We start from the raw sequence: 25,893 nt of genomic DNA, 5'->3' as shown, positions 1-25,893 counted from the left end.
CACTAACGCGCGGTTTGCAGCAACTATAGCCAGATCCTTCCGTACTTATGAATAATAGTGACAGAAGAGGAGGGTGACGATGCCTTGGAACGTGGGGATTATTGGCGCCGGGCCCGGTGTCGCAGCGCTTCACCTGCCGGTGCTGGGGCGGCTTGCCGACCTGTTCACGGTGGTGCACGTCGCTGATGCGGGAAGCGGGCGCGCCCGGGTCCTGGCTGAACGGCATGATGCCCGCTGGTCGGAGGGTGAGGCGGACCTGCTGGCGGACCCGGCCGTGGGCCTGGTGGCTATCTGCAGCCCGCCCGCTGAGCACTCCCGCCAGATCCTGGCGGCGCTCGCCGCGGGCAAGCGCGCCATTTTCTGCGAGAAGCCGCTGGCCACCAGCGGGGAGGAAGCTGACCGCGTTGTCTCGGCATGCAGGGCCGCAGGCGCCACCCTGCTGGTGGGGACTAACCATCTGTTCGACGCCGCATGGGGGCGCGCCAAGCACCACCTCGTGGCCCTGGAGGGCAGGGTGCAGGCCATTTCAGTGACGCTGGCGCTTCCGCCGAACGACAGGTACCACCGGCTGGTTGGCGAGGGCGGTCCTTTCCGGGCTGCCGGGCGGGGCCGCCCCGACCTTGGCAACCCTGCGGTGGCGGCAGGCGTTGTGCGGCAGCTGCTGACCGGCCTCGCAATCCATGACCTTCCTGCCGTTCGGGACATCGCGCCGGGCATTGATGAAGTGGTCTACGCGAGGGCCGTTTCCCCGATCGGTTACCTGGTGGGGTACAGGGCCGGGGGAGTCCTGGTCCAGTTGGCGCTCACCATGCTTCCGGAAGGGCCGGATGCCCTGTGGCGGATGAGTATCGCCACTTCCCATGACCGCATCGAGGTCAATTTCCCGCCCGCCTTCGTCCACGCCGGAAGCGCCGCCACCCGGGTGCGGAGCGTTGACGGATTGTGGACGGAGTATCCGCGGGATGCCGAGGACGGCTATGTGGCCGAGTGGCGCCTGCTGGCCTCGCTCCTTGAGGGCGATGCCCCCGTGGAATACGACGAACTGTTGGCTGACGCCCGGTACGCCATCGATCTTGCCGATGCCGCTGCGGCGAAAGTTCTCGAAGGGGTGCCGCAATGAGCCAGGACCGGGCGTTCAGCGTTTTCACCGGTTTGCCCGCCTATACGGCGGCCGTTGCCGAGCTTCCCGTGAGTGCTGCCCTCGCAGAAAACGCGCGGGGAGCGGTGGCGGTGGTGCCGGGAACGGGCGACTGGTGGCAGGGGATGCTGGCCGCCCGCGCCGGCGGAGCGGCGGCGGTGGTGCTGGCGGATCCTGCTGTTCTTCCGCAAGGAGCCATTGAATTGAAGCAGTGGCCCGGGGACATTCCCGTGATTGTCGAACGCCCGCGCCTGCGCCCCGACCTTGAAGCCGCCGCGGTTGCGGCGAGACGCGGCAGTCCCGCCCGGATCATCACCGTGGAGTGCGCCGCCCCCGCTGCGGGCCTTGGTGCCCTCATCTGCGACGGTTTCGGCTGGATACGGTCCCTCGCCGCCGGATCGCTGGCCCTTCAGTCAAGCGTTGCCACTGTGCACAGCAGGATCGCACTCGTGGACGCGGGTGAGTACCAGGGCGGCACTGTCCCCGCCACCCTTTCGGCAACCGCCATCGGCGGTCCCCATGCCGGAGGCCTGCTCCAGGTGCTGGCTCTCGGTGAGGTGCGGACGGAAGTGACCCTTGATCACCCGGCCGGACTTGCCCGGGTGGAGACCGTCACCGAGGAAGGGGTCCTGCGCGCTCCGCCGCGCTATGAGTCCTCAGCGCGCCTTGCGCTCCGCCGGGCGCTCGACGCGTGCCAGGCGGAAGGGCCGGCAGTGGACCTGGCGGAGCTGCTGCAGGACATGGCGCTGGCCCGGACCCTGCTCGATGCGTAGGCAGTCCACGCCGCTTTCATGTCTGATCCACGCATTCTTATGTTGTTTTCTGACTAAAGTGCAGTATCATGGATAACGGCGCCGGGGTTCCTTCCGGACCCGTTCTCCGGTGTGATGGTGCGCCGGGGGCACACCACGTCGCGTCGACGGCCCGATCGTTCGGGTAGATCACTATGCCACTTTCGCCTTTGAGACTCCGTCTCCTTGTTGTCGCCCTGCTCTCGGTCTCCTTCCTCGGGGCCCTGGACCACACTGTCGTGTCCACTTCCCTGGCCACCATTTCCGGTGAACTGGGCGCACTCACGCTTATGAGCTGGGTTGTGGTGGGCTACACCCTCGCCAGCACTGTGCTGCTGCCGGTACTCGGCAAACTCGGTGACGTGCTGGGGGCCCGCCGCATCTTTCTCTTCTCGCTGGTGATGTTCCTTGCTGCCTCACTGGCCTGCGGCTTCGCCACCGACATGGCCTGGCTCATTGCCGCCCGCGTTCTGCAGGGCATGAGTTCCGCGGGCCTGCAGCTGATGTCCCAGACCATCATTGCCCGCGTCACCACCCAGCGGGAACGGCCCCGCTACATGGCCATCATCGGCGCCGCCTTCCCCATCGCCATCCTGGTAGGCCCCGTCCTTGGGGGTGCCATCACCGACTTTTGGGGCTGGCAGTGGGTCTTCTGGATCAACATCCCGGTGGGGGTTGCGGCCCTGGGCCTGGCGCTGATCGCGGTTCCGCACCTGGAGCCCGGCCCCATGCCCCGCCACTTCGACGTTGCCGGGGCTGCGGTCTTCACCACCGCCCTGGTGGCGCTCGTCCTCGCTGTTACCTGGGCCGCCGAGCGCAGCGCAGGCTTCGCCACGGCCGCCGCGCTCGCTGTCAGCATCGCCGGCTTTGCCGCCTTCTTTTTCATCGAGCGGCGGGTACCCGAACCCATCGTGCCGCTCCACTTCTTCGCCAACCGGACCATTGCCGCAGGCACGGCACTCTCGGCGATTATCGGCGTCGGCCTCTTCTCCATCACCGCCTACCTGCCCACGTACTTCCAGATGGCCTACCAGACCACCGCCACCGTCTCCGGCCTCGTCCCGATCGCCACGGTATTCGGCATGCTGGTCAGCAACCTGCTGACCGGATGGCTGGCCAGCCGGACAGGCCAGTACCGGATCTTCCCCATCATCGGAACCATGATGGGAGCCGCCGGGCTTCTGGTGATGGCCATGCTGCCCGCGGGCCTTCCGCTGTGGGTACCCATGATGGTGATGGCCGTAGTGGGAATGGGCACCGGAGCGTTTATGAGCCTGATCGTGGCGGTAGTCCAGGGCGCCGCCCCCGCCAGCCAGACCGGCACCATTACGGCCACCATCAACCTGGTGCGGCAGGTGGGCTCCACGGTGGCGACGGCGGTCATCGGCGGAGTGATTGGATTCGGCGTCGCTGCGCTGCTGCCGGCAGGCCTTGATGCTTCGACCCTGACGCCGCAGCTGGTGCACGCGGCCGCGCCTGCCATCCAGGCCGGCGTGGCGCAGATCTACAGCTCAGTCTTCACGCCGATCTTTATTGCCCTGGCGGCCACCTACGCGGTGGGGATCATCGCCGCGTTCCTGCTTCCACACGGTCGCCTCTCCGACGACCCCGTTCCCGCTTCCAGCACTTCCGAATCCCTCTCGGCCTGATTTCAAAGGAGACATCATGTCCAACCCCACCATTGCCATCGTCGGCAGCGGACCCATCGGTTCCACTTACGCCCGGGTGCTCCTGGAGCAGGTCCCGAACGCCCGGGTGGTGATGTTCGAAGCCGGACCGCAGCTCACCGACGTCCCCGGCGAGAGCGTCCGCAACATCCCCGATCCTGCCGAGAAGGCGCGTGCCCGGGAAATGTCCCAGGGCCCGCAGGCCGGCGCCTACCGGGAATCGCTTGGCATTCCGGCGGGCACCGTCACCGAGGGCATGTTCACTGCCCGGCAGGGCACCCACCTCCTGGACTTCGGCGGCGCGGGCTCCGCCCATGCGCTCTCCTTCCCGGCCGCGGCTGCGGCCACCAACGTGGGCGGCCAGGGCGCCCACTGGACCTGCGCGACGCCGTCGCCCGCCTTCAGCGAAAAGCTCCCCTTCATCGCCGACGACGAATGGGACGGCCTGATCGAGGACGCCAAGCAGCTGCTGCACGTCCACAGTGCCGCGTTCGCGGACTCCAAGGTGGGCGAAGCCATCCGGTCCCTCCTCGACGAGGAGTTCGGCGCGGAACTGCCGGACGGCTACGGGGTGGGCACCCTTCCGGTGGCCGGGGACCCGCAGCCGGACGGGTCCGTGCGCTGGGCGGGTGCCGACGTCGTCCTCGGACCGCTGATCGACAAGGACAACCCGCTCTCGAAGCAGTTCGAACTGCGTTACCTCACCCTGGTCCGCCGGGTGGAGCTGGACGGACAGCGCGTCACCGGCGTCACGGTGCAGGACCTGCGCACGGGGGAGGCCTCCTTTGTGGCAGCCGACATCGTGGTGGTTGCCGCCGATGCCTTCCGTTCCCCGCAGCTTTTGTGGGCCTCGGGCGTCCGGCCGCAGGCGCTGGGCCACTATCTGACCGAGCATCCCGTGGTCATTTCCACGGTGGCGCTCGACGCCGAAAAGATGGGCCGTTTCGCCACGGACGAGGACCTCAAGGTTGAGCTGGCCCGGCGGGCGCTGAATTCCGCCGACCCGGTGGCGGCCGTGAACCGCATCCCGTTCTCCGAGCCCGAGCACCCCTTCTCGGTCCAGGTGATGTACACCGAAACCACGCCGTTCCCCATGGAGCCGGGCACCCCGTACTCGGAGAACCGCTGGGGCTATGTCAACATGGGCTACGGCCTGCGCAAGCACCCGCGCTTCGAGGACGCCGTCACCTTCGACGAAAACGAGCCGGACTACCGCGGTTTCCCGAACATGACCATCGACTACGCGCTCACCGAGCGGGAGGAAACGGAGATCGCCCAGGCCACGGAACGGCTGAGGCGTGCCGGCAAGGCCCTTGGCGTCTTTGTTGCCGAGCCCCGCCTGATGCCCAACGGCTCCAGCCTGCACTACCAGGGCACCCTGCGGATGGGCGCCACCGACGACGGCACCTCCGTCGCGGATCCGTGGTCCAAGGTGTGGGGCTACGAGAATCTGGTGGTGGGCGGCAACGCCCTGATTCCGACGGCGACGGCGATGAACCCCACCCTGATGAGTGTTGCCATCGCGGTGCGCGGCGCCCGGAAGGTGGCCGAGGAACTGGGTTCCTAACACGCTTCCGGTTAGCCTTTGGGCCCTGAGGTCCATGGCGTCCATCCGTCCCGTGGATACCAGCTATCCCAAATCCATGATTCCGCGATAGCCCGGGTGTTGCCACAGTGAGGGAAGTCACTTTTCGGTGCCCCAGCGGCGCCGTCCACCCCGTGACCATCAAGAGGCTAAGGAAGATTCAATGGAGAATATTCAGCTCGCGGGTGCCGCCAGGAACGGGACGCCCGGTCTGGCGGAGACGCGCCGGGCCGGGCGGTTCCAGGCTGCCCTGCTTGTTGCCGGCAGCTGCATGCCGGTGCTGGGCGCCGTTCTGCTCGCGCCCATCCTGCCGACGTTAAGCGAGGTGTTTGCGGGCACACCCGGCGTGGCCATCCTGGTACCGCTCACCCTGACGCTGCCGGCACTGTTCGTGGCCCTCTTCTCACCGCTGGCCGGCTATGTCGCCGACAGGGTGGGCCGGAAGCAGCTCCTGGTCTTCGCCATGCTGGCGTATGCCGCCTTCGGGACGGCGCCGCTGTGGCTCACCAGCCTGGAGTCCATCGCCGTGTCCCGCGTCGGCGTGGGCATAGCAGAGGCCGCCATCATGACGTGCTGCACCACACTCCTTACGGACTATTACCAGGGCGAACAGCGGAACAAATACCTGGGCCTGCAAACAATGGTCAGTGCGCTCGCCGCCACGGCGTTCTTTGCCCTCGGCGGTGCCCTGGGCAGCATCAGCTGGCGGACGCCGTTCTGGCTGTACGCGGTCAGTGCCGTGATCGTCATCCCCATGATCTTTAAGCTGTGGGAGCCAGCAAAGAGCCAGCGCACGACGGCGGCGCGCACCCCGGTGCCGTGGCGGCAGATTGGCGCCCCGGCCGCAGTGACGCTGTTCGGGGGCATCGTGTTCTACGCCCTCATCGTGCACCTGCCGTATGTCATCACCGGCCTCGGCGTTGCTGACGCGGCACTCATCGGCCTCGCCGCAGCCATCGCATCCCTGGCCACGGCAGCTGGCGCCATCTCCTTCCGGTTCCTGGCGAAGCTGGGCACGAAGAACCTGCTGGCGCTCGCCTTCGGGCTGGCCGCCGTCGGACTTTCACTCGTTTCCGTCGCAGGGAATGTTCCGCTGGCGATTGCCGGTGCCGTCATTGCCAGCGCAGGAACCGGTGTCCTGCTGCCCACCCTCCTGACCTGGGCGGTCAACGGACTCGAATACCAGCAGCGCGGCCGTGGCACCGGCATCTGGACCGGAACATTGTTCATCGGCCAGTTCCTGACTCCGATCGTCCTCGGGGCGGCCGCGGCGGGGCTCGGAAGTCTTGGGTTTGCCTTGGGCGCCTTGGGCATCGCGTGCGCTGTGGCCCTCCTTGCCGTCCTGGTCCGGGGGCCGCGCATGGTGCCGGTCAGCCATTAGCCAGCCTTTGGAAGGGCGGAACTAAAGGGCACGGATAACCTGTGGGTATGAAGAACCTGGACCTGAACCTGCTGCCCCAACTTCAGGTCCTCCTGGAACTGCGCAACATCTCCCGGGCGGCGGAGCGGCTCCAGCTCAGCCAGCCGGCCACCAGCGCGGCGATGGCCAGGCTCCGGCGCCATTTCGACGACGAACTCCTGGTCCGCAACGGCCGCACCTATGACCTCACGCCTTTTGCCCAGTCGTTGGTCCCGCTGGTTGATGAAGCCATGCTTCACATCCAGCGGGCCACGCGCGTGCGGTCCGGGTTCGACGCCGCCACCAGCGAGCGTGAGTTCATCATCGCCGCCTCGGACTACGCCGCCGCCCTCATCGTGGGGCCGCTGCGGGGGATCCTGCGGGAAGAAGCACCGGGCGTCTCCGTGGACTTCGTCCCCACCGCAGGCTCAGGGATCCAGGGCCAGATGGCCGACTACTCCAAGATCGACCTGCTGGTGGGGCCCACGGGGTACCAGATGCAGGGCGTCAGCAAGCAGCTCTTCCGTGACAGCTTTGTGGCCGTGGCCGACGCCGGCAACCCGCTGCTCCAGCAGCCCCGCCTGACCCTCGAAGACCTGACCGCAGTGCCGCACGCCGTCGGCTATTTCGGCGAGGGCATCAGCACCCCGGCGGACAAGCTGTTCGAGTCCCGGGGCATCCAGCGCCGGGTGGCGGCCGTGGTGGCAGGCTTCCTCTCCCTGCCGCTCCTGGTCGAAGGCACGGACCTTGTGGCACTCGTTCCGCGGATGCTGGCTGGACGGGCACAGCGCGGCGCAGACATAGCGGTGCTGGAGTTCTCCGGGGGAACCGAAGCGTCGCTGGTGGAGGCGATGTACTGGCACCCGTCCCAGGCCGAGGACCCGGCGAGCGTGTGGCTGCGGTCAGTGGTCCAGCGCTCCTGCGCCCGGCTTCACGAGCTCTTCCCCGTCACCGCGCATCCGGTGGCTATCCAAGGGGCGGATACCGGGTAAACCCATGTCCGGCACCCGCTGCCGGAGGGGGTACCCTGCATGATTTTCCCCTGTGACGGGTGGTTGCGCAGCCGTAGACTCGTGCTGAAGCGAGCCGTGCAGCGACTCAGACAACCCCAAGGAGGACTGTTATGAGCAATGTAACCACCAGCCCTGAGGCGGCGGCCGCCGCGCAGACCCTGTTCCGGGTGGCCCTGGGAGGAGTGCTCGTGGCTCACGGATCCCAAAAACTCTTCGGCTGGTTCGGCGGGGGAGGCGTCGAAGGCACCAGTCAGGGCATGCACGCCATGGGGTTCCGCCCCGCTAAAACAAGCGCCGTCCTTGCGGGTGTAGGTGAAGCAGGAGCCGGGCTCGCCTTGGCCCTGGGTTTGGCCACCCCTGCCGCCGGTGCCGCTGCCGCAACCACCATGGGCGTCGCAGCCAGCGTCCACGCCCCGAACGGTTTCTTCGCCCAGGAGGGCGGCCTTGAGTACCCGGCCGTGCTGGGCCTGGCAGCCGCCGCGTTCACGATCGGGGGTTCCGGACTCTACTCCCTTGATGCGCTCACCGGCCATGTCCTGGATCGGCCATGGATGCGGATCACCGCTTTGGCCGCCATTCCCACCGCCATCGCCATCCAGGTTGCCCGCCGGCGCAAGGCCCTCGCCTCAGACGCTGCGGCCCCGGCCGCAGACAGTCCTGCGGTCATCACCACAGAAGAGGGCTGAACTTGTCCCAATGAGTATCCACGCGGCGGATACCACCTAGATCCCAGACGCCGTTCCCCTTCCGGCCCATCCCTGCGAAAGTCGAGGAAACACACTTTCGGAAGGATCTCCCATGCCCGCTTCCAGTCGGCGCCTGGCCGGCAAGACGGCCGTCATCACCGGAACGGCAAGCGGCCAGGGCAGGGCTGCCGCGCTCGCCTTTGCCGCGGAAGGGGCCTGCGTGGTGGGCTGCGACATGGACGATGACGGCGCCGCCGCCACGGTTGCGGCGGTCACCGACGCCGGGGGCCGAATGAGCAGCAGCCGGGTTGATCTGACGGACGAGGCAGCCGTGGCGGCCTGGGCTGCGGATGTCGCCGCCAGGCACGGCCAGGTCCACGTCCTGTACGCCAACGCCGCAGTCACGCGCTTCGCCCCGGTGGAGGAGCTCACCTTCGATGACTGGAAGTGGAACATTGAACACGAGATGGACGTGGTGTTCCTGCCGGTCAAGTACTTCTGGCCGCAGTTGATCCAGGCTGCCAACAGCGCCATCGTCCTGGTGGGCTCCACGGCGGGGGTGACCGGCTCGATGACCAACGGCCGGCTGGCCCACACCGCCACGAAGGGAGCGGTGGTGGCCATGACCAAACAGCTTGCGGCCGAGGGCGCCCCGCACGGTCTGCGGGTCAATGCGGTCAGTCCGGGAATGATCCGTACCGCGGCCACCGAGGGCAACCTCCTCGCTCCCGACCATCCGATGCGGGCCATCGCCGGCAGCATCCCGCTGGGCCGGATAGGGGCGCCCGAAGAGGTGGCAAAGTGCGCGCTGTTCCTCGCCTCCGACGAGGCCTCGTACGTCACCGGCGCCAACTTGATGGTCGACGGCGGCTGGTCCGCGGTGCTGCCGGGCTGACCGTTTGGTTTAGCGCAGGGCGTCGGAGACCGACTTGGCAGCGCCGTGGGATGCCTGGCCGCCGTCCACGGGGATCTCGGCACCCGTTACGAAGGAAGAGAGCGGGCTGAGCAGGAAAAGCACGACGGCGGCCACCTCCTCCACGCTGCCGGTACGTCCCAGCGGGGTTTCGGCCAGGGTGGCCTGCCGGAACTCAGGCTTGGCGCCCGCCGTCATGGGTGTTTCGATGAAGCCCGGATGGACGGTGTTGACCCGGATCCCGAGCGGGCCAAGTTCCATGGCTGCCACCTGGGACAACCCGCGCAGCGCCCACTTGCTCGCGGTGTAGGCCAACGGATAGTGCGCCGTCAGGCCCGCAACAGAGCCGACATTAACAATGGAAGCGCCGCTGCCCATCAAGGGCGCGAGCGACTGGATTCCCAACAGGCTGCCGGCAACGTTGACCTCGTAGACCTTCTGCAGGTCGGCCACCGAGACATCCAGTAGCCGGCTTCGCTGGGTGACGCCGGCGTTGTTGACCAGCCCGTCCAACTGCCAGCCTTGCGACCGGATCCAGGAAGTGAATCCGGACCAGCCGGAGGCATCGGTCACGTCCAGCTGCCGATATACGAGGGCGCCGGCCGAAGCCGAAGGCTCCGTGCCCAGCCCGGCGGGCATTTCCGCCGCCAGGTCCGTTGCGATGACCCGCGCCCCGGCCTCCGCCAGCAGGCGCGCCTCCGCGGCACCCTGGCCCTGGCCTGCGCCGGTGACCACCACTGTCCGGCCCTCGAGCTGGAGGGAAACCACCCTAGATTCCGGAAGGAGCGGCAGCGGCCACCCGGTTGCGCGGACGGGTACGGGCGGGAACCCGGGTCACGGCCTCGCGCCGGGCGCCCACGGTGTTCTCGATGGTTCCGATCCCTTCCACCGTCATCCGGACCACGTCGCCGGTCTTCAGCGGCGGGGGAGTCTGGGCGCCGTTCCGGCCCCACAGTTCGGCCAGGCAGCCGCTGCCGCACGTGCCGGAACCCAGCACATCGCCGGGCCGCACCACCGAGTCCTGCGAGGCATAAGCCACCAGCTCCGCGAACGGCCAGCCCATGTTGGAGAGCAGGTCCTGGCCGATCACTTCCCCGTTGACTTCGACAGCCATGGAGATCGGCAGGAAGCCCTCGGCGTCGTGCCGGTCCTCGAACTCGTCCGCGGTGACAATCCACGGGCCGAGTGTGTTGGCGAAATCCTTGCCCTTGCAGGGCCCCAGGCTGACCTTCATTTCCCGGCGCTGCAGGTCCCGCGCGGACCAGTCGTTGAGCACGGCGTACCCGAAGATGTGCCGGCGGGCTTCCTCCGCGCTCAGGTTCCGGCCGTCGCTGCCCGGAACGCGTCCGACCACGGCGGCCACTTCCGTCTCAAAGTCCAGGTCCGTGCACCCCGCCGGGATACCGATCACCTCGCCGGTGCCCGTCACCGTGTGCGGGTTGGTGAAGTAGAAGGTGGGTGCCTCGTACCATTCGGGCACCACGCCGGCCACGCCGTCGATGCTCTTCCGCACGCCTTCGACGTGTTCCTCGAACGCCACGAAGTCCCGGATGGTGGCGGGCACCAGCGGGGCGCGCAGGCCCACCTCCGTCAGCGGAACGGCAGGGGCGGACGCAATGACCTGACGGGCCAGTGCCAGCGCCTCCTCGAGTCCGGCGTCAAGCAGTGTCTGGACGGACTGGCCTGCGGGCAGGGCATAGCAGTTTCCGCCGTCCACAAAGCCGGACTGCGTCCCGCCGTCGTGATCCCAACGGGCAATCTTGACCATATTCGTCTTCCTTAAGCGTTGCGTCGGGCGGCCAGGGCGGCCGCCGCGGTGATGCCCAGCGTGCGTGCGTTGCCGCCCAAAACCTGGGTTTCGTCCTCGGCAGGGAGCCCGGCGGCCTCCACCTCGTCCACCGGGAGGTCCGATCCCATGTCGAACGGGTAGTCCGAGCCGAGCAGCACCTGCTCCGGACCGGCGGCGGCCACGAGAGCCCGCAGTTCAGCGGGGCTGTGCACGAGTGAGTCGAAGTACAGCTTCTTCAGGTAGGACGACGGCGGCTGGGCGCAGCCGTGTGCCTCGGGCCGGACCTTCCACGCATGGTCCGAGCGGCCCAACGTTGTGGGAAGGTAGCCGCCGCCGTGCGCCGCCAGCACTTTCAACTCAGGGTGCCGGTCCAGGACGCCGCTGAAGATCAGGTGGGACAGGGCCACCGCGTTCTCGGCCGGCTGGGAAACGGCGTTGGCCAGATAGAAGCGGTCCAGCCGCTCATCCAGCGAGCAGCCGAACGGGTGCAGGAACACCAGGGCGCCCAGCTCCTCCGCCCGGTTCCAGAACGGCTCCAGCCGGGGATCGGACAGTTCCACGGTGCTGCGCTCCGGATCGTTTGGGGTGGCGGCGAACGAGCCGATCTCCACACCCAGCAGCCCGCATTCCAGCACCGCATCCTCCAGGGCTTCCACCATCAGGGCAGGGTGCTGGAGCGGGACCAGGCCGAGGCCGTTGAGCCGGTCCGGCGCGCGGTCCACAAATTCGCGGACCGCCTGGTTGGCGGCCTTGGCCAGTTTGAGGCCCAGTTCCCCGCCGGCGAAGTAATAGAAGTGCGACGGCGACGGCGAGACCAGCTGCACCTCCACGCCCTGGGCGTCCATGTCAGCGAGCCGGCGGTCCAGGTCCGTCAGCTGCGGCCAGCGCTCCTTGATCATCCTGCCCGACGCTGCCATGGACTCCGGGCCGTTGCGCCGCACTTCCAGGGCCTGCTGGGCGCCGAAGCCCTCGGGATCCGTCTCGGCCGCCAGCTGCTGCAGGGCCGGAAGCAGGATGTGGGCGTGGACATCCACGGTGGGCACTTGGACAGGATCGGCGCTCATGCGGGTTCCTTTAGCATGGTGGACAGCGAGTTCATCAGGCCGGGCACGTTGGCGTCGCGGACGCCGTCGAGCATCCACTGCCCCAGCTGGACGGAAGCGGTGACTACTGCCTTGGCCCGGTCCAGCCGGCGGTCGGTGAATTCCTTCCACAGGGTTTCGGTGAGGTGGTCAGCCCGGATCAGCAGCTCAGCCAGCACAGCGGCATCCTCGAGTGCCATGGCTGCACCTTGCGCCACCGTGGGCGGGCAGCTGTGGGCCGCGTCGCCGATGATCACGGTGCGGCCGCGGTTCCACGGGCCATCCACCAGGTGGGTGGTGAACCACGTGTAGTTGATGCGGGCGCTGTGGTCCAGGTTGGCGCGGATTTCCTTCCACGGCCCGCCGTAGGCTGCGGCGAGTTCGGCCATGATGCGGGGCCCGTCCTCGTGCTTGCGCTCCTGGGCCTTCTCCACCAGGTAGGCGTAGATGGTGTCCGGGCCGGTGGGGCAGTAGCCGGCGATGAAGCAGGGGCCGCCGTAAGTCAGGTCGGTGCGGACCACCTCGTCGGGCCGCTCCACGAACGCGCGCCAGATGCCCATGCCGGTGGGCTGTGGTTCCACGTCGATGCCGATGGCCTTGCGCACGGCTGAGTGCAGGCCGTCGGCGCCAATCAGGAGGTCATACGTTGTGCTGCCGCCGTCGGCGGTGCTCACGGTGACGGATCCGCCGTCGTCCGTTATTCCGGTGACGGTCCTGCCATAGCTGATCCGGGCACCGGCCTGCTCGGCGCGTTCGCGGAGGATGGCGGTGAGGTCCGGGCGGTACATGCCCATGGTGGCGGGAAGGTCCTCGCCGCCGGTCCGGATGTCCTCGAGGACCGCGATAACGGTGCCGGCCGGATCCGGGGCGCGCAGGCCCAGGGTGCTGAACCCGTAACCCTTCGCCTCCACCTGGTCCCAGACTCCGAGCTGGCGGAGCACCCGCAGGGCGTTGCCCTGCAGGGTGATGCCGGACCCGAGGGTCTGCGGGGCGTCCGCCTTTTCGAGGATTTCCACCTGGATTCCGGCGTCGGCCAGGAGGATGGCTGCGGCCAGCCCAGCGGCTCCCGCCCCAACGATTCCGACGTTCTGTACTGCTGCCATCGCTGACTCCTTTGTATTGACGGCGATACTGCTGGTGGTTGTTGCTGTTTTAACTGAAGCTACCGGACGGCGATCGGGTTGACCGGCGATCCGACTGCCCCGGTGATCGGGAGCGGGGCTGCGGTGAGCAGGAAGTCGTACCTGCCGTCCGCCGCGCACGCCTCGGCCAGCCCGTCCGGGTCCCACATCTCGCCCAGGAACAGGCCAAGGTTGGGGATCGCGATCTGGTGCAGGGGCTGGAAGGCGGCGTCGAACTCGTTCGGACGGACCTCGAAACCCCAGGTGTCGGTGGCGATTCCGGCGATTTCGCTGCGGTGCAGCCAGGGTGCCGTAGTAAAGGACAGCCCCGGGGCTGACCCGCCGGCGTAGTCGCCCCAGCCGTCGCGGCGGACCCGCGTGTACTGGCCGGTGCGGATTACTACGATGTCGCCCCGGCCCACGGTTGAGGTGGGGCCTTGGAGGTCGATGGTGCGCTGGAGGTGTTCGGGGGTGATCGCGAATCCGTCCGGCAGTTCGCCGTCGTTCCGTCCCAGTTCGGGGCCGAGGGCCCGGCCGACGTCGAGCAGCACGCCCCGGGTGACGATCTTGGCCGCCGCGGTCTCGATACCGGTGACCAGGTCGCCCTCGGAGGTGACCACGTCGCCGGCGGCGCGGCCGTTCCAGGCCTTGCCCTGGTCGAAGATGTGGCCCAGGCCGTCCCACTGGGTGGAGCACTGCAGCGGCATGGCGATCACGTCGTCCGCTCCGCCGAAGCCGTGCGGGAAGCCCTGGTTGCCGCGTTCGGCGTCCACTCCGGTGTCCGTCATGGTGTGCACCGGATTGGTGCGGCGGCGCCAGCCCTTCTGGGGGCCGTTGGTGTCGAACGGCTGGGACAGCGAGAACGCCTCACCGGTCTTGACCAATGCCGCGGCTTGGATGCGCTTGGCTGGGTCGATGAAGTTCAGGGTACCCAGGACGTCGTCCTGGCCCCAGCGGCCCCAGTTGTTGTGGGCCTGCGCCATGGCCCGGATGCTGCCGACCGGATCCTCACGCCGGATAGCCGGGGAATCAGTTGATTCCCCGGCGCCGGTTAGTGCTGTGTCCTGGGTGGTCACTGGACACCTTCTGTTGTGGTTTCGTCCTTGCAGTGGATGAGCTGGGTGCCGAGGCCCGTGATGGTGCCTTCCATAACGTCCCCGTCCTGGAGCAGCCGGCCCCAGTGCTGGCCGTTGCCCGCGGGGCTGCCGGTCAGCACGAGGTCGCCCGGGCGCAGCGGCATGATCTGCGACGCTTCGCTGACCAGCTTGGCCACACCGAAGATCATGTCCTGCGTGGACTCGTCCTGCATGGCTTTGCCGTTGAGCTTCAGGGTGACCTGGACGTCCTGCGGGTCGCCGAAGAACTTGGCCGGGACCAGCAGCGGCCCGGTGGGCAGGAAGCCCGGGGCGTTCTTGGCGCGGTACCAGTCCGAACCGATGGCGGGCATGTCCTTGCGGAAAACGTACTCGCGGGTGGTGATGTCGTTGACCATGCTGTAGCCGAACACGTACTCCAGGGCCTCCTCGGTGGTGACCCGGAACGCCGTCTTTCCGATCACCGCCGCCAGTTCCAGTTCCCAGTCGTGGGACTTGGAGTAGGACGGCAGGGTGAGGTCGTCGGTGGCGGAGGCGATCGCCGTCGGGAGCCCGATGAAGAAGTACGGCGTGCCCTGGCCTGCGCGCTTGTCCATCATGGCGGCGGTTTTGGCGCGCACTTCCTCCTCGTCCTCCCCGGGTTCGCGGTGGGCTGCGGCGAGGTCGATCACGTGCTTGCGGTAGTTCGCGCCGGTCTGCAGGACCTGCGCGGGCTCCACGGGGGCAAGGATTTCGACGTCGGCCAGGGCCAGGCCGGTGTCCTTGCCTGCCGAGGCGGCCAGGGAGTCCAGCTGGGGTTCGGTGGTGTCCCAGTGTTCGATCAGGGAGTTGATGTCCCCGTCCAGCGGCAGGACCCGGTCGTCAACCAGCAGGCCCGCGCGGGCCTTGGAGTCGCCGGCTTCCTGGAACCGGATGAGTGCATAGGTTTCAGCCATGGTTTCTTAGCCCCGGCCCTGCTTGGCGTACGGGTTCAGGAGGGCTTCCTTCATCTCGGGCGAAGCACCTTCCTCGGTGGCGGTGAAGCCTTCGGCCGGCGGGAAGGATTCGGTCATGGAGTGCGGCATGGCGCCGTTCTTGTAGAAGTTGTTGGAACCAAGCGAGGGCTTCCAGGTGCTGGCTTCCCAGTCCGGGACGTAGTTGCGGTAGCCGCCGGAGTTGAGCTCCACGCGCAGGCCGGAGGGGTCGCGGAAGTAGAGGAAGTTCTGCTCGCCTACACCGTGGATGGAGGGGCCGTATTCCATCGGGGTGCCGTTTTCCATCATGACGTCGGCGGTGCGGAGCAGGTCCTCGGTGGCGTCCACCCAGAAGGCGATGTGGTTGACCCGGCCGGCCCGGCTGGAGGTGTCCAGGACAACGCCGAGGTCGTGCGACTTTTCGTTGGTGGTCAGCACGGAGAACACGGTGATGGGTGCTTCGTCCAGGTCCACGAACGCCATAACGCGGAAGCCCAGGGCTTCGTTGTACCACTTGGCGAAACCGCGGACGTCGGAGGACGCTACGGTGACGTGGTCCAGGAAGCGGGGGGCGGCGGCGTGGCTGCTGCGGCGCTCCGGGCGGTCCGGGTAGGTGGATTCGAAGCCGGGCTCGGCCACGAACTTTTCCACGTCGTAGAAGAGGCGCATGTGGTGGCCGTAGGGGCCGGTGAATTCGTAGGCCTTGCCGTAGCCGTGGCCGCCGGCGGTCCAGGTGCCCTGCACGCCGGTCGCTTCGATGCGCTGGGCTGCGGCTTCCAGGGCTGCCTGGGAGTTGGTGCGCCAGGCCATCCGGCCCAGGGACGCTTCGGGGCCTTCGGTGATCACCAGGCTGTAGCGGTAGTAATCGCCCCAGCAGCGCAGGTAGACGTTGCCGTCCACGCGGTCGATGATGCGCATGCCGAACTTTTCCTCGTAGAACCGTGCCGAGGCTTCGACGTCCGGAGTGGTGATCTCGAGGTGGGCAAGATGGGAGAGGGGAGTTTCCACGTTGAAGTCCTTTTGGTTACTGGCTGCTGTCGGTTTGGTGCAGGTCCTGTAACTACTGTGAGGCACTTCATATATTTGGGGAAGGCGAGTTTTTCGATATCAACTATCCGTCCCACCGATACCTTCCGCGAGGGGGGACGCTCTCTCACTTAATGCGCTTAAATCGCCAACGCCCGCTCACTTTCCTGGGGAAAGTGAGCGAGCGTTGGCAAAAATGGCGCATTAAGTGAGAGAGCGTCCCGGGTGGCGCTATGTTTACTCCTTGCCGAGCCCGGCCGCCGGGGTCTTCTCGCCGGAGACGCTGTTGAGGGCACGCAGGTCGAAGATGCCGTTGATGTCCGCCTGCTTGGTGGTGCCTGCAGTGACACCGTCCTCGAGGAGCTTCTGGTAGGTTCCGGCGAGCGGATCAACGGTAAACACGATGTTCTTCAGGGACCGGTCGATCACGTCCGCCTTCAGCTCCGCACCGGCAGCTTCCTTGAGGGCTGCGTTGATGACGGTGGCCTTCTCGCCGTCGGCAGCCTTGTTCAGCCACTCAACCGACTTCACGTGGCCCTTCAGCAGTGCCTTCACGGTGTCCGGGTGGTCGGCGGCGAACTTCTGGTTCACGATCAGGATGGTGGTGGGGAACTCGCCGGGCTTGCCGGACAGCGAGCCGTCCCAGAGGTCCTTTTCGTCCACCAGCACCTTGGCGCCCGCGGTCAGGACCAGGCGGGAGGCCCAGGGCTCGGGCAGCCACGCGCCGTCGAGCTTTCCGTCCTGGAACAGCTTGAGGGTCTGGGCGTTTTCGGTGGGGTTGATGGCGACGTCGCCGCTGCCGTCCACGTTGGTTTTGTAGCCTTGCGCGGTGAGCCAGGCGCGGAGGGCCACGTCCTGCGTGCCGCCGAGCTGCGGGGAGGCCAGGGTTTTGCCCTTGAGGTCTGCCGCGGAGTTGATCTCCGGCTTGACCACCAGCTGCGCGCCGCCGGCCGCAGCGCCGGCGATGATGTTGATCGATTCTCCACCGCTCTTGACGAACGAGTTGATGGCGGGGTTCGGGCCGATGTAGGTGGCATCGATAGCGCCGGCGTTCAGTGCTTCGATGGCGGCCGGGCCTGCGTTGAACACTTGGGTGGTCAGTTTGGTGTCGCCGAGTTCGTCGGCGATGTAGCCCTGGCTGACGCCCACCAGGGCGGGGGCATGGGTGACGTTGCCGAAGTAGCCGAGCTTCAGTTCGGCGGCGGGGTTGCCGGAAGGGGCGGTTTCCCCGGCGGCAGCGGGGGCGCCGCCGCTGCTGTTCACGGTGGCGGCGACGGCCGCGCCGCCACCCACCAGGGCCAGGAGGACGGCGGCGATGCCGATCTTCTTCCCGAGGGGACGCTTGGAGCGGCCCGACTGGCCGGCCACGATGCGGGTGGAGCCTTCGTGGCTCTCCGGGCTCTTGTTCGAGGGGTCTGACATGGGAAATTCCTTTGCTGGGCGGGTGCTGAAATGAGAGTACGGAGCACCCGCCAGCGCCACAATCAGTCCCGACGCGGGCGTTCACGCAACGTCGCGAACGCTCAACAGGACGTAGCCCTGCGTTACGGAACGTCTTGGGAAGACATGCAAGGGACGTACGACGGCGGCCCGCGGCTTAGTTGCCGCGGGAGGGTCGGTGCGGCGGAAGGGAGCGCCTGCGGATGAAGTATTCCGCGACGGCAAGGTTGATGACCCACGCGGCGCCCATCAGCAGGGCCCTCATGGTTGTGCCCGGCGGGCTGGAGAGGAGTTCGGGCACGATGAGGATCAAAGCCTGCGTTCCGGCGCCAAGGCCAATGGCGTAGGCGCGGGTCATCCAGGCCCCGTGCTGCCGGAAGTCGCGGCGCAGCACGGCGCCAAGTCCCAGGAGGAGGCTGGCGGCCATGGCGGAGCCGAAAGCGAGCCGAAGGACAAGCAGCAGCGCACCATCGCTGGGCGGCAGTGTGTAAAAAACCGTCATCCACAGGCCGGAGAGTGCTGCGAGCAGGCCCGCGGGCAGGAGGATGCCTCCGGCCATCCGGTGCCAGCGGTGCCTGCGCCCGCGAAGTGACGGCACGAACTGGAATGCCCCGAGCAGGGAGTACACGGTGACACTGACGATGTGGACCACCACCGGCGCCGGGGAGTCGAAGAACCTGGCGTTGCGCTCCGTCACTGCCCCACCGCCGGTCAGTTCGGTAAGGCGGGCCGCTCCCGCGATCACCGGTATGAGGCTGAGGAGGATCAGGCCGGCGGGAACAAGCCATTCCGGCCGGCGTCTGACCACCGGTGACTTCGTCTGGGAGCTTTGTTCCGTGATGTGCATTGTTCTGCTCCTCTTGATGCGGACCGGCTTGCCCTGCGGGGCGGACCAGACAGGTCGTCCTCGAGGGGAAAGGTGTACGGCGTACACCTGCTACTGCTAAAGATAGGTGTACGCCGTACACTGGTCAAGGGGTGCAAGGAGAGCGGAAGGATCAATGGCATGGGCAGTCAGGGCACCGTCCCGCGCGTGCGCCTCAATCGCGACCGGGTGCTGCAGGCCGCCGTCACGCTCGCTGACGGGATAGGGATCGGGCCGCTCAGCATGCGCAGGCTTGCGCAGGAGCTGGATGTGGTGCCGATGGCCCTCTACAAGCACGTCGCGAACAAGGAAGAACTCCTCGACGGGATGGTCGATGTGATCATCACCGAGATTGATCCGCCCGCCACGGGCCTGGGCTGGAAGGATGGTGTCCGAGGCAGGATCCTCTCGGCCAGGAGTGTGCTTCAGCGCCATCAGTGGGCCCGGCAGGTCCTTGAAACGCGCACCAACAAAACGCCTGGTGTCCTCGCCTACATGGACTCCTTCATCGGGATGTTCCTCGACGGCGGTTTCTCGGTGGACCTGACGCATCACGTGATGCACGCTATTGGCAGCCGGATGTGGGGCTTCACGCAGGAACTGTTCGACGGACCGGCCAACAACGACGACGCGGGTGCCGTGGACGCGGGCGATGCTGCCCGCCAAGCGATGTTCCAGGAGATGGCCGCCCGCTATCCCAACGTCCTGACCATCGCCATGGCTTCCGCCCACGATCCGGCCGGCGTCGTAGGCCAGGGCTGCGATGACCAGTTCGAATTCGAGTTCGCGCTGGACCTGCTGCTGGACGGAATCGACAGGCTGCACGCCCAGGGGTGGACGTCGGCGCGGGCATAAAGGCCAGTGAAAAGTTCCGCCAGCGACCCCCTAAAAGGGTTCAGCGGCAGCATAAAACGGTGGAGCGGCACCGCGACCGCAAGGGCCGCAGTACCACTCCACCGTTGAAATGACTGGGTTCAGCTGCCCGCAGCCGCCAGCCGTTCCTGCTGAACGGCCGCCTGCTGGACCGCTGCCGGGGTGAACCGGGCTCCCGTATCGGGGAACGCCGGCACCTCGATCCGCGCGTGGGTGTGGACCTCCTGGACAGTCCTGCGCGTATGCTCGGCGATGTCCTCCATGGTGGCCACCCACATGCCTTCCATGCCCTTGACCCGTTCAATGAGCCGTTCCAGGGCGACGGCCTTGGAGGGCCGGCCGGAGATGAAGGGGTGGTTGGTGAGGACGAAGCAGCTGCCCTGGGCGTGGTGCGCCTCCGCCTCGAGGGTCCACATTTCCAAGACCTTCGCCGGGCTTTCGATCACGCCGCTGCCGGTCACGCCGGGGTAGAACGCGTACTGCTCCCAGTCATCCAGCGTCCAGTCCACGGGGATCTCCACGATGTCCCGGGAGTCGCCCGGGGCGACGCTGAAGCGGTAGGGGGCGTCGCCGTCGAGCAGGCTCGAATCGTAGAGGAAGCCGCGGTCCGCCAGGAGCCCGGCCGAGTGCCAGTTCAGTTCCCACCAGGGCGCCCGGTACCCTACCGGCTCCACCCCGGCGGCTTTGGCGAGCGCCTCCAGTCCGCGGTCGAGGTAGCGGGCCTCCGTTTCGGCGTCGATGCCCTGCATGGGCTCGTGCAGGTAGCCATGGTGCGCCACCTCGTGCCCGGCGTCCACAATCCGCCGGACGGTGTCCGGGTAGCACTCGGCCGTGAAGCCGGGAACAAAGAACGTGGCGCGGATGTCCTGGCGCTGGAGGATCTGCAGCAGCCGCGGAACGGCCACCTTGGGCCCATAGGACTGGTGCGTCATCAGCGACATCCGGCGGGTGCTCTTGGGATCGTGGGCGATGGTGCAGGATTCTGCGTCGACGTCGAACGTGAAGGATGCTGCCGCGCGCTTGCCCTCAGGCCAGGTGATGGGATGGGCGGAGTCGGCGAATGCTTCAAGGGTCATGGTGGTCCTAGCGTTACGGGTGCGGGCGGGAAGGTCAGAGCGCTGCCGGCGTACCGGGAGCGGAGGCTCCGGTCAGTTCGGCGGAAACCTGGGTTGCAGGGGCAGGGGCGTCGATGAATTTCCGGTGCATCTTCGGGCCCAGGATGGCGTAGCTGGTGGCACTGGCGAGGCCGCCGGCGAGCCAGGACAGGTCCCAGCCGCCCAAGGCCACGGCGATGGGGCCCTGCATGGCGGGAACGAGGCCGTACATAAACAGCCAGGTGGCGAAGATGCCCACCAGGAGGGAGGTGACCCCCGCCCAGTTGATGCCGGGGAGCCTGCGCGTGCCGACGCCGTCGAACAGCCTTTCCGGATTGCCGGGCCAGCGCTTGTCGATCCAGAAGTAGTGCACCAGCATCACGCCGCCCCAGGCGGCCACCCAGGCCACCAGACCGATGAGCCAGGCGTCCAGGACTGCGGCGAAGTCCTCCTGGAAGATAAAGAAGACGACGGCGGCGAGCGAGAAGACGCCGACGAACAGGTTGAGCTTGCGGCGGCTGATGGTGATGTCCAGTGCCTGCGTGGCCACCGAGAAGGTGTAGATGTTCAGGATGTTGGTGGCGATGGGGCCGTGGAGCACCATCAGGAGAACCGGCAGGGCGAGGACGCCGAAGTTCTGGACGATGAGCTTGCCGGGATCGATTTCGCCGCTGTTGGTGGCCAGGCTTGCGCCGAGCACTCCGAGCCAGACGACGGGGATGAACTGGCCCAGGACGGAGGCCAGGTACACCTTCTTCTTAGGGACTTCGGTGCTGACGAACCGGGAGTAGTCGGCGGCGTAGGTGAACCAGGTGATGCCCCAGCCGATGCCGATGGCAGTCATCACGGCACTCATGGCGGCGATCCGCTCGGACCCTTCAAGGATGTTGCCTGCGGGGCCGGCGTAGCCCCAGTCGATCTTCATGCCGAACCAGGCCACGGCGGACATCACGGCGAGGATGATGATGGTGGGCGGGACCGTCCACTTTTCGAAGGCGGCGATGGCTTTGTAGCCGAACCAGGCGATGGCCACCTGCGCTGCCATGATGGCCGTGGCCACACCGATCTTCCAGGCGTAGTTGTGGGCCGTGGGATCAACCCAGCCGAGTGTGCCGAACAGTGCCATGACCAGGTCCAGGATGATCCAGGTGTTGACCGCGCACCAGCCGATCACCAGGAGCGCCTGGATGGCTGCGGGAAGATAGTTGCCCCGCCGGCCGAAGGCGGCCCGGGCGAGCACCATCCCGGTGGCGCCGGTCTTCTGGCCGAGCAGCACGAAGCAGCCGAAGAGCAGCATGCCGATCAGGTTTCCCAGGACCAGGACCGTCACGGTGTCCGCGAAACCCAGCCCCAAGTGGATTCCGAGGGCGCCCAGAACCCAGTTGATGGGAGCCAAGTTGGCGCCGGCCCAGATCCAGAACTGGCCTGAAACCTTGTGGGTGCGCTGGGACTCGGGGATGGGCTGGAGCCAGGCTTCGACGTCTTCCACGTGGGAGGACTGCTCGATTCCTGGGCTTGTGGATTGTTGTTGCATCGAAGCCTCTTCGTTGAGGGGATGGGGATTCTTCAAGATTATGTGTCAGGGACCACATCCACCATCTACAATGTGTCTTGAGCTTTCCCCTTCTATATGACGGAGTGTCATGCCAGTCCGATTGGAAGATGTGCTTCGGCATTCCACCGTTGTTGCCGCCGATCCTGTGGTCCGTGCGGCGGCTGGAGCTGTCCCGCAGACCCAGCTCCGTTGGATCCACTCGAGTGAGGTTTTGGACATTGCGTCCCTGCTCGGCGGCGGGGAACTCCTGCTCACGGGAGGCCAGGCCCTTGCGTCGGCTTCGGATGAGCGCCGGACGGGCTACATTTGGGACCTTGCCGAGCGCGGAGTGGCGGCGCTCGCCGTCGAGACCGGAAGCGTGCTGCCCTCTATTCCTTCCTCGATGATTGCGGCAGCCGAGGAAGCGGGCCTTCCGCTGATTGAGCTGCGCCGCGTGGTGCCTTTTGTGGCGGTGATGGAGGCCATCAACTCACAGCTGGTCAGCCAGTCCGCCGCGCAGCTGCAGCAGGCGGACCAGGCCAGCCACGCCATGGCGGTGGAGCTTGCCCACGGAAGCGGCCTTGACCGGATCCTGGCGGTCCTGGCAGCAGCTACGGGTTCTGAGGTGGTGCTGACTTCCACCGCCGGAGTGACGCTGGCGAGTGCCGAGCCGAACGGGCACGTGGATGATTCGGAACCTCCCGTCGTCGGGGAGGACGCGGGGGAGGCCGGGAAGACCATCCACATCGAGGTTCCTGTGCGCGGGATCCCGTCTGCCCGGTTGACGCTGTATGTCCGCGGCGACGCCGATGTGAACCTGGCGAGGATAGCCGGGAACAGGTCCGTGGACATTCTCGCCCTGGCACTGCTGCAGCGGATGCCGCCCGGCTTGAAGGAAATGGCAGGGGCGGCCTTGATTCGGGCCATTGATTCCGGCAAGCAGAACTGGCGGCTGCAGGAGCTTGCTCCGGCGGCCGGCATTCCAGTCTCTGCCCAGGTGGTGGCCGTAGTTGTGCGCTCTCCGGCTTCCAAACAGCTCCGGCGGAATGTGGAGCACCTTTTGGATCCGGGCGGGCAGCACGGCGCCAGCTATGCGGACAACGCGGAACTGCTGGCGCTCGGTGTGCTCCGCTCCGGGAACGTGCAGGACGAACGGCAAAAGATTCTTGACGGCCTGCACTCACTCGAAGTGCCGGAGGGGACCGTCAGTGCAGTAGGTCCGGTGGCATCAGGGATTGCCGCCGCACCCTGGTCGCTCGCCGAGGCGCGGCTGACGCTGGAACTTGCTGCCGACGTCGGCCGGTCCAGGTCCCCGGCAAGTACACCCGGGCAGGTGCTGGACGCTCAGGCATTCGCCGTGGAACGGCTGGCGGTCCAGGCCATGGATGAGGCCCGGCGCCGTGACTTCGTCAGCCAGCAGCTGGCCGCCGTTCTTGCCCACGACGCCGAGCGGCACTCCCAGCTGGTGGAGACGCTGCGGGTTTGGCTGGACTCGGGGTGCAACACGGCGCAGGCGGCGCGGGAGCTCCATGTGGAGCGCCAGTCCATGCACCAGCGGCTGCAGCGGATCTTCTCGCTGTGCGGCGGCGACCCCCGCGGCACCGGCCGGCTGGCAGCCCTGCACCTGGCCATCCGCCTCGCCGCCCTTGAGTCGAAATAACAGGGAAGTCCACCCAGCCCGGACGCTCTCTCACTTAACGCGCCCTTCGGGCCAGCCCTCTCTCACTTAACGCTGCTTTCGGGCGGACGCTCTCTCACCTGCCAAAGCCCAACGGCGGGCCTGTGGATAACTTCTGCAGCGTCCTGCCGTGTCAAGGCACAATGCCAGCATGCGAAAGCAAAGTTTTTTGCCCCCGCCGTTGGCTGAGGCTCCTTTCACCTTCGGCTCGGCCAGGGCTTCCGGCGTCACGCTGGACAGGCTTCGGCGCAAGGATGTAGTCAACGTGGGCCGGGGTCTCTACCGCCCGGCGGACTGGGACTTCGACCTGGAAGGCGCCGCCAGGGCGTTGTCCGCTGCGTCGCCCGGTGCCTGGATCTCACACGTGACTGCGGCCCGGCTACGGCGTCAGGTGCTGCCACCTTGGCTGGCAGATTCCACAGAGCTCCACCTCAGCAAGCCGCGCGCCCTGCCGTCGGTCCGCCGAAAGGGCATATTCGGGCACACCGTCGTGGCTCGTGAAGACGAGATCGAGCTGGTCGACGGCATCCGCCTGAGCACGAGGTCACGCACCTGGCTCGATCTGGCGCGCGTCCTGCCACTCGATGACCTGGTGAGCATGGGGGATGAACTGATCCGAGTCCCGCGGGTGGATTTCGAGGGAAGGACGCAGCCTTATGACACCTTGGCGGGACTGCGCGTGCTCGTCAGCCATCACCCGAATCTCCAAGGCATCGTCCGTGCCCGCGAAGCATTGGATCTGATGCGTGTGGGCGCAGACTCGGCTCCTGAATCACTGCTGCGGTTGGCCATCACCAGCGCCGGCTTACCCGAGCCCGAACTCCAGGTGCTATTGCGCGCCGGAGACGGGCGGTCGCCGTCGGCCGATCTTGGCTATCGTCATCGCCGCCTTGCTCTTCAGTACGACGGCGAGCATCACCTCGGTGACGCACAGATGTTAAGCGACAGGAGACGGGATAAGGCCTTTGAATCAGCCGGATGGACCGTCCTGGTTTTCGATAAGGACGATCTTGCGGATGATTTTCACCAGGCAGTGCAGCGAATAAAACGGGCACTCCGGAACGCGTGGCAGGACCACGCCCAGGCGTCAGGATTTGCTGGCAGCGATTGAGCGCCAGCACCGACGTGCATCCACGCACGAGGCGTTAACGCCGTGACGCTCCTTCACCAAGGTGAAAGAGCGTCACGTGAAAACCCACGTTAAGTGAGAGAGCATCCGGTCAAAACCCACGTTAAGTGAGAGAGCGTCCGGGGGTTAGCGGAGGACCACCGTGCGGTTGCCCTGCAGGATCACCCGGCCCTCGCAGTGCCAGCGCACGGCATTGGACAGGGCCTTGCACTCGGTGTCTCGGCCGGCAGCCACCAGGTCCTCGGGCCCGTAGGTGTGGTCCACTTCAACGGTCTGCTGGGAGATGATCGGTCCCTCATCCAGTTCACTGTTCACGTAGTGTGCCGTCGCGCCAACAGTCTTCACACCCCGCGCGTACGCCTGGTGGTACGGCTTGGCACCCTTGAAGCTGGGCAGGAACGAGTGGTGGATGTTGATCGCCTTCCCGTCCAGCTTCCGGGTCAAGTTGTCGCTCAGGACCTGCATGTACCGGGCCAGGACCACGAGTTCCACATCGAACTCGTCCACAAGCTCCAACAGCCGGGCCTCGGCCGAAGGCTTGGTGGAGGCGGTGACGGGCACGTGGAAGAACGGGATCCCGTGCCATTCCACCAGCGCCTGGTGGTCCGTATGGTTGGAGACCACGGCCACCACATCCACCGGCAGCTCGCCAATCCGTGCCCGGAAGAGCAGGTCGTTGAGGCAGTGCCCGAACTTGGACACCATGATCAGCACGCGGCGCTTGGAGCCGTGCGGCTCCAGCCTCCAGCGCATCCCGAACCGGTCGGCGACAGGACCAAAAGCGGCCCGCAGCGTGTCCGCGGTGGAGGCATCGCCGTCGGATGCAAAATGCACCCGCATAAAGAAATGCCCCTCGGAGCGCTCGCCGAACTGCTGGTTGTCGATAATGTCGCAGCCGTGCTCCAGCAGGAACCCGGACACGGCGTGGACGATGCCCGGGGACTCGCTGCAGTCCAGGGTCAGGACGTGCTCCACCATGGTGGGGGCAGCGGCAGGGACGGTTTCAGTCTCAATTGCAGTCAT

At 66.9% G+C, this 25,893-nt stretch carries 23 protein-coding genes; 11 read left to right on the top strand and 12 right to left on the bottom strand.

The genetic code is table 11. The annotated features are described in order from the left end of the window. The first annotated feature begins 79 nt into the window (after positions 1–79). The 8 genes from ARTSIC4J27_RS19550 (at position 80) to ARTSIC4J27_RS19515 (ending at position 9,174) form a co-directional block, all read left to right on the top strand. The gene (locus ARTSIC4J27_RS19550; protein WP_050056836.1) at positions 80–1,120 is read left to right on the top strand and encodes a Gfo/Idh/MocA family protein; all 1,041 of its coding nucleotides are present in this window, start codon (positions 80–82) and stop codon (positions 1,118–1,120) included. Further along, positions 1,117–1,911, top strand: a complete 795-nt coding sequence (locus tag ARTSIC4J27_RS19545; protein ID WP_050056835.1) for a hypothetical protein — start codon at positions 1,117–1,119, stop codon at positions 1,909–1,911. The genes ARTSIC4J27_RS19550 and ARTSIC4J27_RS19545 overlap by 4 nt, the downstream gene beginning before the upstream one ends. 188 nt (positions 1,912–2,099) lie before the next feature. Then, positions 2,100–3,578: an MFS transporter gene (locus ARTSIC4J27_RS19540; RefSeq protein WP_235436771.1), complete on the top strand. Its 1,479-nt coding sequence runs from the start codon at positions 2,100–2,102 to the stop codon at positions 3,576–3,578. Positions 3,579–3,594: 16 nt separating this feature from the next. Next, a complete protein-coding gene (locus ARTSIC4J27_RS19535; RefSeq protein WP_050056833.1) occupies positions 3,595–5,163 on the top strand; it encodes a GMC oxidoreductase in 1,569 nt (522 codons plus the stop codon). A gap of 181 nt (positions 5,164–5,344) precedes the next feature. Continuing rightward, on the top strand, positions 5,345–6,562 hold the full coding sequence (locus tag ARTSIC4J27_RS19530) for an MFS transporter (protein WP_050056832.1): 1,218 nt from the start codon (positions 5,345–5,347) through the stop codon (positions 6,560–6,562). 47 nt (positions 6,563–6,609) lie between these two features. Further along, positions 6,610–7,572 carry a LysR family transcriptional regulator gene (locus ARTSIC4J27_RS19525; RefSeq protein WP_050056831.1) on the top strand — a complete coding sequence of 321 codons (963 nt, stop codon included), beginning with the start codon at positions 6,610–6,612 and terminating at the stop codon, positions 7,570–7,572. A gap of 131 nt (positions 7,573–7,703) precedes the next feature. Then, positions 7,704–8,279, top strand: a complete 576-nt coding sequence (locus ARTSIC4J27_RS19520; RefSeq protein WP_050056830.1) for a DoxX family protein — start codon at positions 7,704–7,706, stop codon at positions 8,277–8,279. 112 nt (positions 8,280–8,391) lie between these two features. Then, a complete protein-coding gene (locus tag ARTSIC4J27_RS19515) occupies positions 8,392–9,174 on the top strand; it encodes an SDR family NAD(P)-dependent oxidoreductase (protein ID WP_050056829.1) in 783 nt (260 codons plus the stop codon). Between the two features lie 9 nt (positions 9,175–9,183). Here the strand turns inward: ARTSIC4J27_RS19515 and ARTSIC4J27_RS19510 are convergent, their stop codons facing one another. The 9 genes from ARTSIC4J27_RS19510 to ARTSIC4J27_RS19470 form a co-directional block, all read right to left on the bottom strand. Continuing rightward, positions 9,184–9,960: an SDR family NAD(P)-dependent oxidoreductase gene (locus ARTSIC4J27_RS19510; RefSeq protein ID WP_050056828.1), complete on the bottom strand. Its 777-nt coding sequence runs from the start codon at positions 9,958–9,960 to the stop codon at positions 9,184–9,186. Position 9,961: 1 nt separating this feature from the next. Continuing rightward, complete coding sequence (locus tag ARTSIC4J27_RS19505) at positions 9,962–10,960, bottom strand: fumarylacetoacetate hydrolase family protein (protein WP_050056827.1); 999 nt, start codon at positions 10,958–10,960, stop codon at positions 9,962–9,964. Between the two features lie 11 nt (positions 10,961–10,971). Further along, positions 10,972–12,045, bottom strand: coding sequence for an amidohydrolase family protein (locus ARTSIC4J27_RS19500; RefSeq protein ID WP_050056826.1), 1,074 nt, complete (start codon positions 12,043–12,045; stop codon positions 10,972–10,974). Beyond that, the gene (locus tag ARTSIC4J27_RS19495; protein WP_050056825.1) at positions 12,042–13,166 is read right to left on the bottom strand and encodes an FAD-dependent monooxygenase; all 1,125 of its coding nucleotides are present in this window, start codon (positions 13,164–13,166) and stop codon (positions 12,042–12,044) included. The genes ARTSIC4J27_RS19500 and ARTSIC4J27_RS19495 overlap by 4 nt, the downstream gene beginning before the upstream one ends. Before the next feature lie 59 nt (positions 13,167–13,225). Then, on the bottom strand, positions 13,226–14,260 hold the full coding sequence (locus tag ARTSIC4J27_RS19490; protein ID WP_050056824.1) for a cyclase family protein: 1,035 nt from the start codon (positions 14,258–14,260) through the stop codon (positions 13,226–13,228). Then, positions 14,257–15,213, bottom strand: a complete 957-nt coding sequence (locus tag ARTSIC4J27_RS19485) for a fumarylacetoacetate hydrolase family protein (protein WP_050056823.1) — start codon at positions 15,211–15,213, stop codon at positions 14,257–14,259. The genes ARTSIC4J27_RS19490 and ARTSIC4J27_RS19485 overlap by 4 nt, the downstream gene beginning before the upstream one ends. 6 nt (positions 15,214–15,219) lie before the next feature. Further along, complete coding sequence (locus tag ARTSIC4J27_RS19480) at positions 15,220–16,239, bottom strand: VOC family protein (RefSeq protein WP_050056822.1); 1,020 nt, start codon at positions 16,237–16,239, stop codon at positions 15,220–15,222. Positions 16,240–16,494: 255 nt separating this feature from the next. Beyond that, positions 16,495–17,679, bottom strand: coding sequence for an ABC transporter substrate-binding protein (locus ARTSIC4J27_RS19475; RefSeq protein WP_050056821.1), 1,185 nt, complete (start codon positions 17,677–17,679; stop codon positions 16,495–16,497). A 175-nt stretch (positions 17,680–17,854) separates the two neighbouring features. Next, a complete protein-coding gene (locus ARTSIC4J27_RS19470; protein ID WP_050056820.1) occupies positions 17,855–18,544 on the bottom strand; it encodes a DUF2306 domain-containing protein in 690 nt (229 codons plus the stop codon). Positions 18,545–18,703: 159 nt separating this feature from the next. On the opposite strand from ARTSIC4J27_RS19470, the gene ARTSIC4J27_RS19465 reads away from it, so the two are divergent. After that, entirely contained in the window at positions 18,704–19,417 is a 714-nt protein-coding gene (locus ARTSIC4J27_RS19465) for a TetR/AcrR family transcriptional regulator (protein WP_050056819.1), read from the top strand. A 119-nt stretch (positions 19,418–19,536) separates the two neighbouring features. On the opposite strand, the gene ARTSIC4J27_RS19460 is transcribed toward ARTSIC4J27_RS19465, so the two are convergent. Together ARTSIC4J27_RS19460 and ARTSIC4J27_RS19455 are read right to left on the bottom strand one after the other, a co-directional pair. Continuing rightward, complete coding sequence (locus ARTSIC4J27_RS19460) at positions 19,537–20,511, bottom strand: polysaccharide deacetylase family protein (protein ID WP_050056818.1); 975 nt, start codon at positions 20,509–20,511, stop codon at positions 19,537–19,539. Between the two features lie 34 nt (positions 20,512–20,545). Then, positions 20,546–22,063: a purine-cytosine permease family protein gene (locus ARTSIC4J27_RS19455; RefSeq protein WP_050056817.1), complete on the bottom strand. Its 1,518-nt coding sequence runs from the start codon at positions 22,061–22,063 to the stop codon at positions 20,546–20,548. 109 nt (positions 22,064–22,172) lie between these two features. Here ARTSIC4J27_RS19455 and ARTSIC4J27_RS19450 point away from each other — a divergent pair, with 109 nt between their 5' ends. Continuing rightward, positions 22,173–23,723: a PucR family transcriptional regulator gene (locus tag ARTSIC4J27_RS19450; RefSeq protein WP_050056816.1), complete on the top strand. Its 1,551-nt coding sequence runs from the start codon at positions 22,173–22,175 to the stop codon at positions 23,721–23,723. Between the two features lie 169 nt (positions 23,724–23,892). Further along, complete coding sequence (locus ARTSIC4J27_RS19445) at positions 23,893–24,852, top strand: DUF559 domain-containing protein (RefSeq protein ID WP_050056815.1); 960 nt, start codon at positions 23,893–23,895, stop codon at positions 24,850–24,852. A 144-nt stretch (positions 24,853–24,996) separates the two neighbouring features. Here ARTSIC4J27_RS19445 and purU read toward each other — a convergent pair whose 3' ends face one another. Then, positions 24,997–25,893, bottom strand: coding sequence for a formyltetrahydrofolate deformylase (gene purU / locus ARTSIC4J27_RS19440; protein WP_050056814.1), 897 nt, complete (start codon positions 25,891–25,893; stop codon positions 24,997–24,999).

Source organism: Pseudarthrobacter siccitolerans (genome assembly GCF_001046895.1).
In the GTDB taxonomy this organism is placed as follows: domain Bacteria; phylum Actinomycetota; class Actinomycetes; order Actinomycetales; family Micrococcaceae; genus Arthrobacter; species Arthrobacter siccitolerans.
The sequence above is the reverse complement of the archived record's forward strand: the minus strand, read 5'-3'. Positions and strand labels throughout refer to the sequence as shown.

Excerpts from the sequence above, each read along its gene's own strand:
- ARTSIC4J27_RS19515 (WP_050056829.1), top strand. The coding sequence starts at position 8,392 with ATGCCCGCTTCCAGTCGGCGCCTGGCCGGCAAGACGGCCGTCATCACC.
- ARTSIC4J27_RS19495 (WP_050056825.1), bottom strand. The coding sequence starts at position 13,166 with ATGGCAGCAGTACAGAACGTCGGAATCGTTGGGGCGGGAGCCGCTGGG.
- ARTSIC4J27_RS19475 (WP_050056821.1), bottom strand. The coding sequence starts at position 17,679 with ATGTCAGACCCCTCGAACAAGAGCCCGGAGAGCCACGAAGGCTCCACC.
- ARTSIC4J27_RS19465 (WP_050056819.1), top strand. The coding sequence starts at position 18,704 with ATGGGCAGTCAGGGCACCGTCCCGCGCGTGCGCCTCAATCGCGACCGG.
- ARTSIC4J27_RS19485 (WP_050056823.1), bottom strand. The coding sequence starts at position 15,213 with ATGGCTGAAACCTATGCACTCATCCGGTTCCAGGAAGCCGGCGACTCC.
- ARTSIC4J27_RS19530 (WP_050056832.1), top strand. The coding sequence starts at position 5,345 with ATGGAGAATATTCAGCTCGCGGGTGCCGCCAGGAACGGGACGCCCGGT.
- ARTSIC4J27_RS19520 (WP_050056830.1), top strand. The coding sequence starts at position 7,704 with ATGAGCAATGTAACCACCAGCCCTGAGGCGGCGGCCGCCGCGCAGACC.
- ARTSIC4J27_RS19545 (WP_050056835.1), top strand. The coding sequence starts at position 1,117 with ATGAGCCAGGACCGGGCGTTCAGCGTTTTCACCGGTTTGCCCGCCTAT.
- ARTSIC4J27_RS19460 (WP_050056818.1), bottom strand. The coding sequence starts at position 20,511 with ATGACCCTTGAAGCATTCGCCGACTCCGCCCATCCCATCACCTGGCCT.
- ARTSIC4J27_RS19455 (WP_050056817.1), bottom strand. The coding sequence starts at position 22,063 with ATGCAACAACAATCCACAAGCCCAGGAATCGAGCAGTCCTCCCACGTG.
- ARTSIC4J27_RS19500 (WP_050056826.1), bottom strand. The coding sequence starts at position 12,045 with ATGAGCGCCGATCCTGTCCAAGTGCCCACCGTGGATGTCCACGCCCAC.
- ARTSIC4J27_RS19550 (WP_050056836.1), top strand. The coding sequence starts at position 80 with ATGCCTTGGAACGTGGGGATTATTGGCGCCGGGCCCGGTGTCGCAGCG.
- ARTSIC4J27_RS19450 (WP_050056816.1), top strand. The coding sequence starts at position 22,173 with ATGCCAGTCCGATTGGAAGATGTGCTTCGGCATTCCACCGTTGTTGCC.
- ARTSIC4J27_RS19535 (WP_050056833.1), top strand. The coding sequence starts at position 3,595 with ATGTCCAACCCCACCATTGCCATCGTCGGCAGCGGACCCATCGGTTCC.
- ARTSIC4J27_RS19470 (WP_050056820.1), bottom strand. The coding sequence starts at position 18,544 with ATGCACATCACGGAACAAAGCTCCCAGACGAAGTCACCGGTGGTCAGA.
- ARTSIC4J27_RS19445 (WP_050056815.1), top strand. The coding sequence starts at position 23,893 with ATGCGAAAGCAAAGTTTTTTGCCCCCGCCGTTGGCTGAGGCTCCTTTC.
- ARTSIC4J27_RS19525 (WP_050056831.1), top strand. The coding sequence starts at position 6,610 with ATGAAGAACCTGGACCTGAACCTGCTGCCCCAACTTCAGGTCCTCCTG.
- purU (WP_050056814.1), bottom strand. The coding sequence starts at position 25,893 with ATGACTGCAATTGAGACTGAAACCGTCCCTGCCGCTGCCCCCACCATG.
- ARTSIC4J27_RS19505 (WP_050056827.1), bottom strand. The coding sequence starts at position 10,960 with ATGGTCAAGATTGCCCGTTGGGATCACGACGGCGGGACGCAGTCCGGC.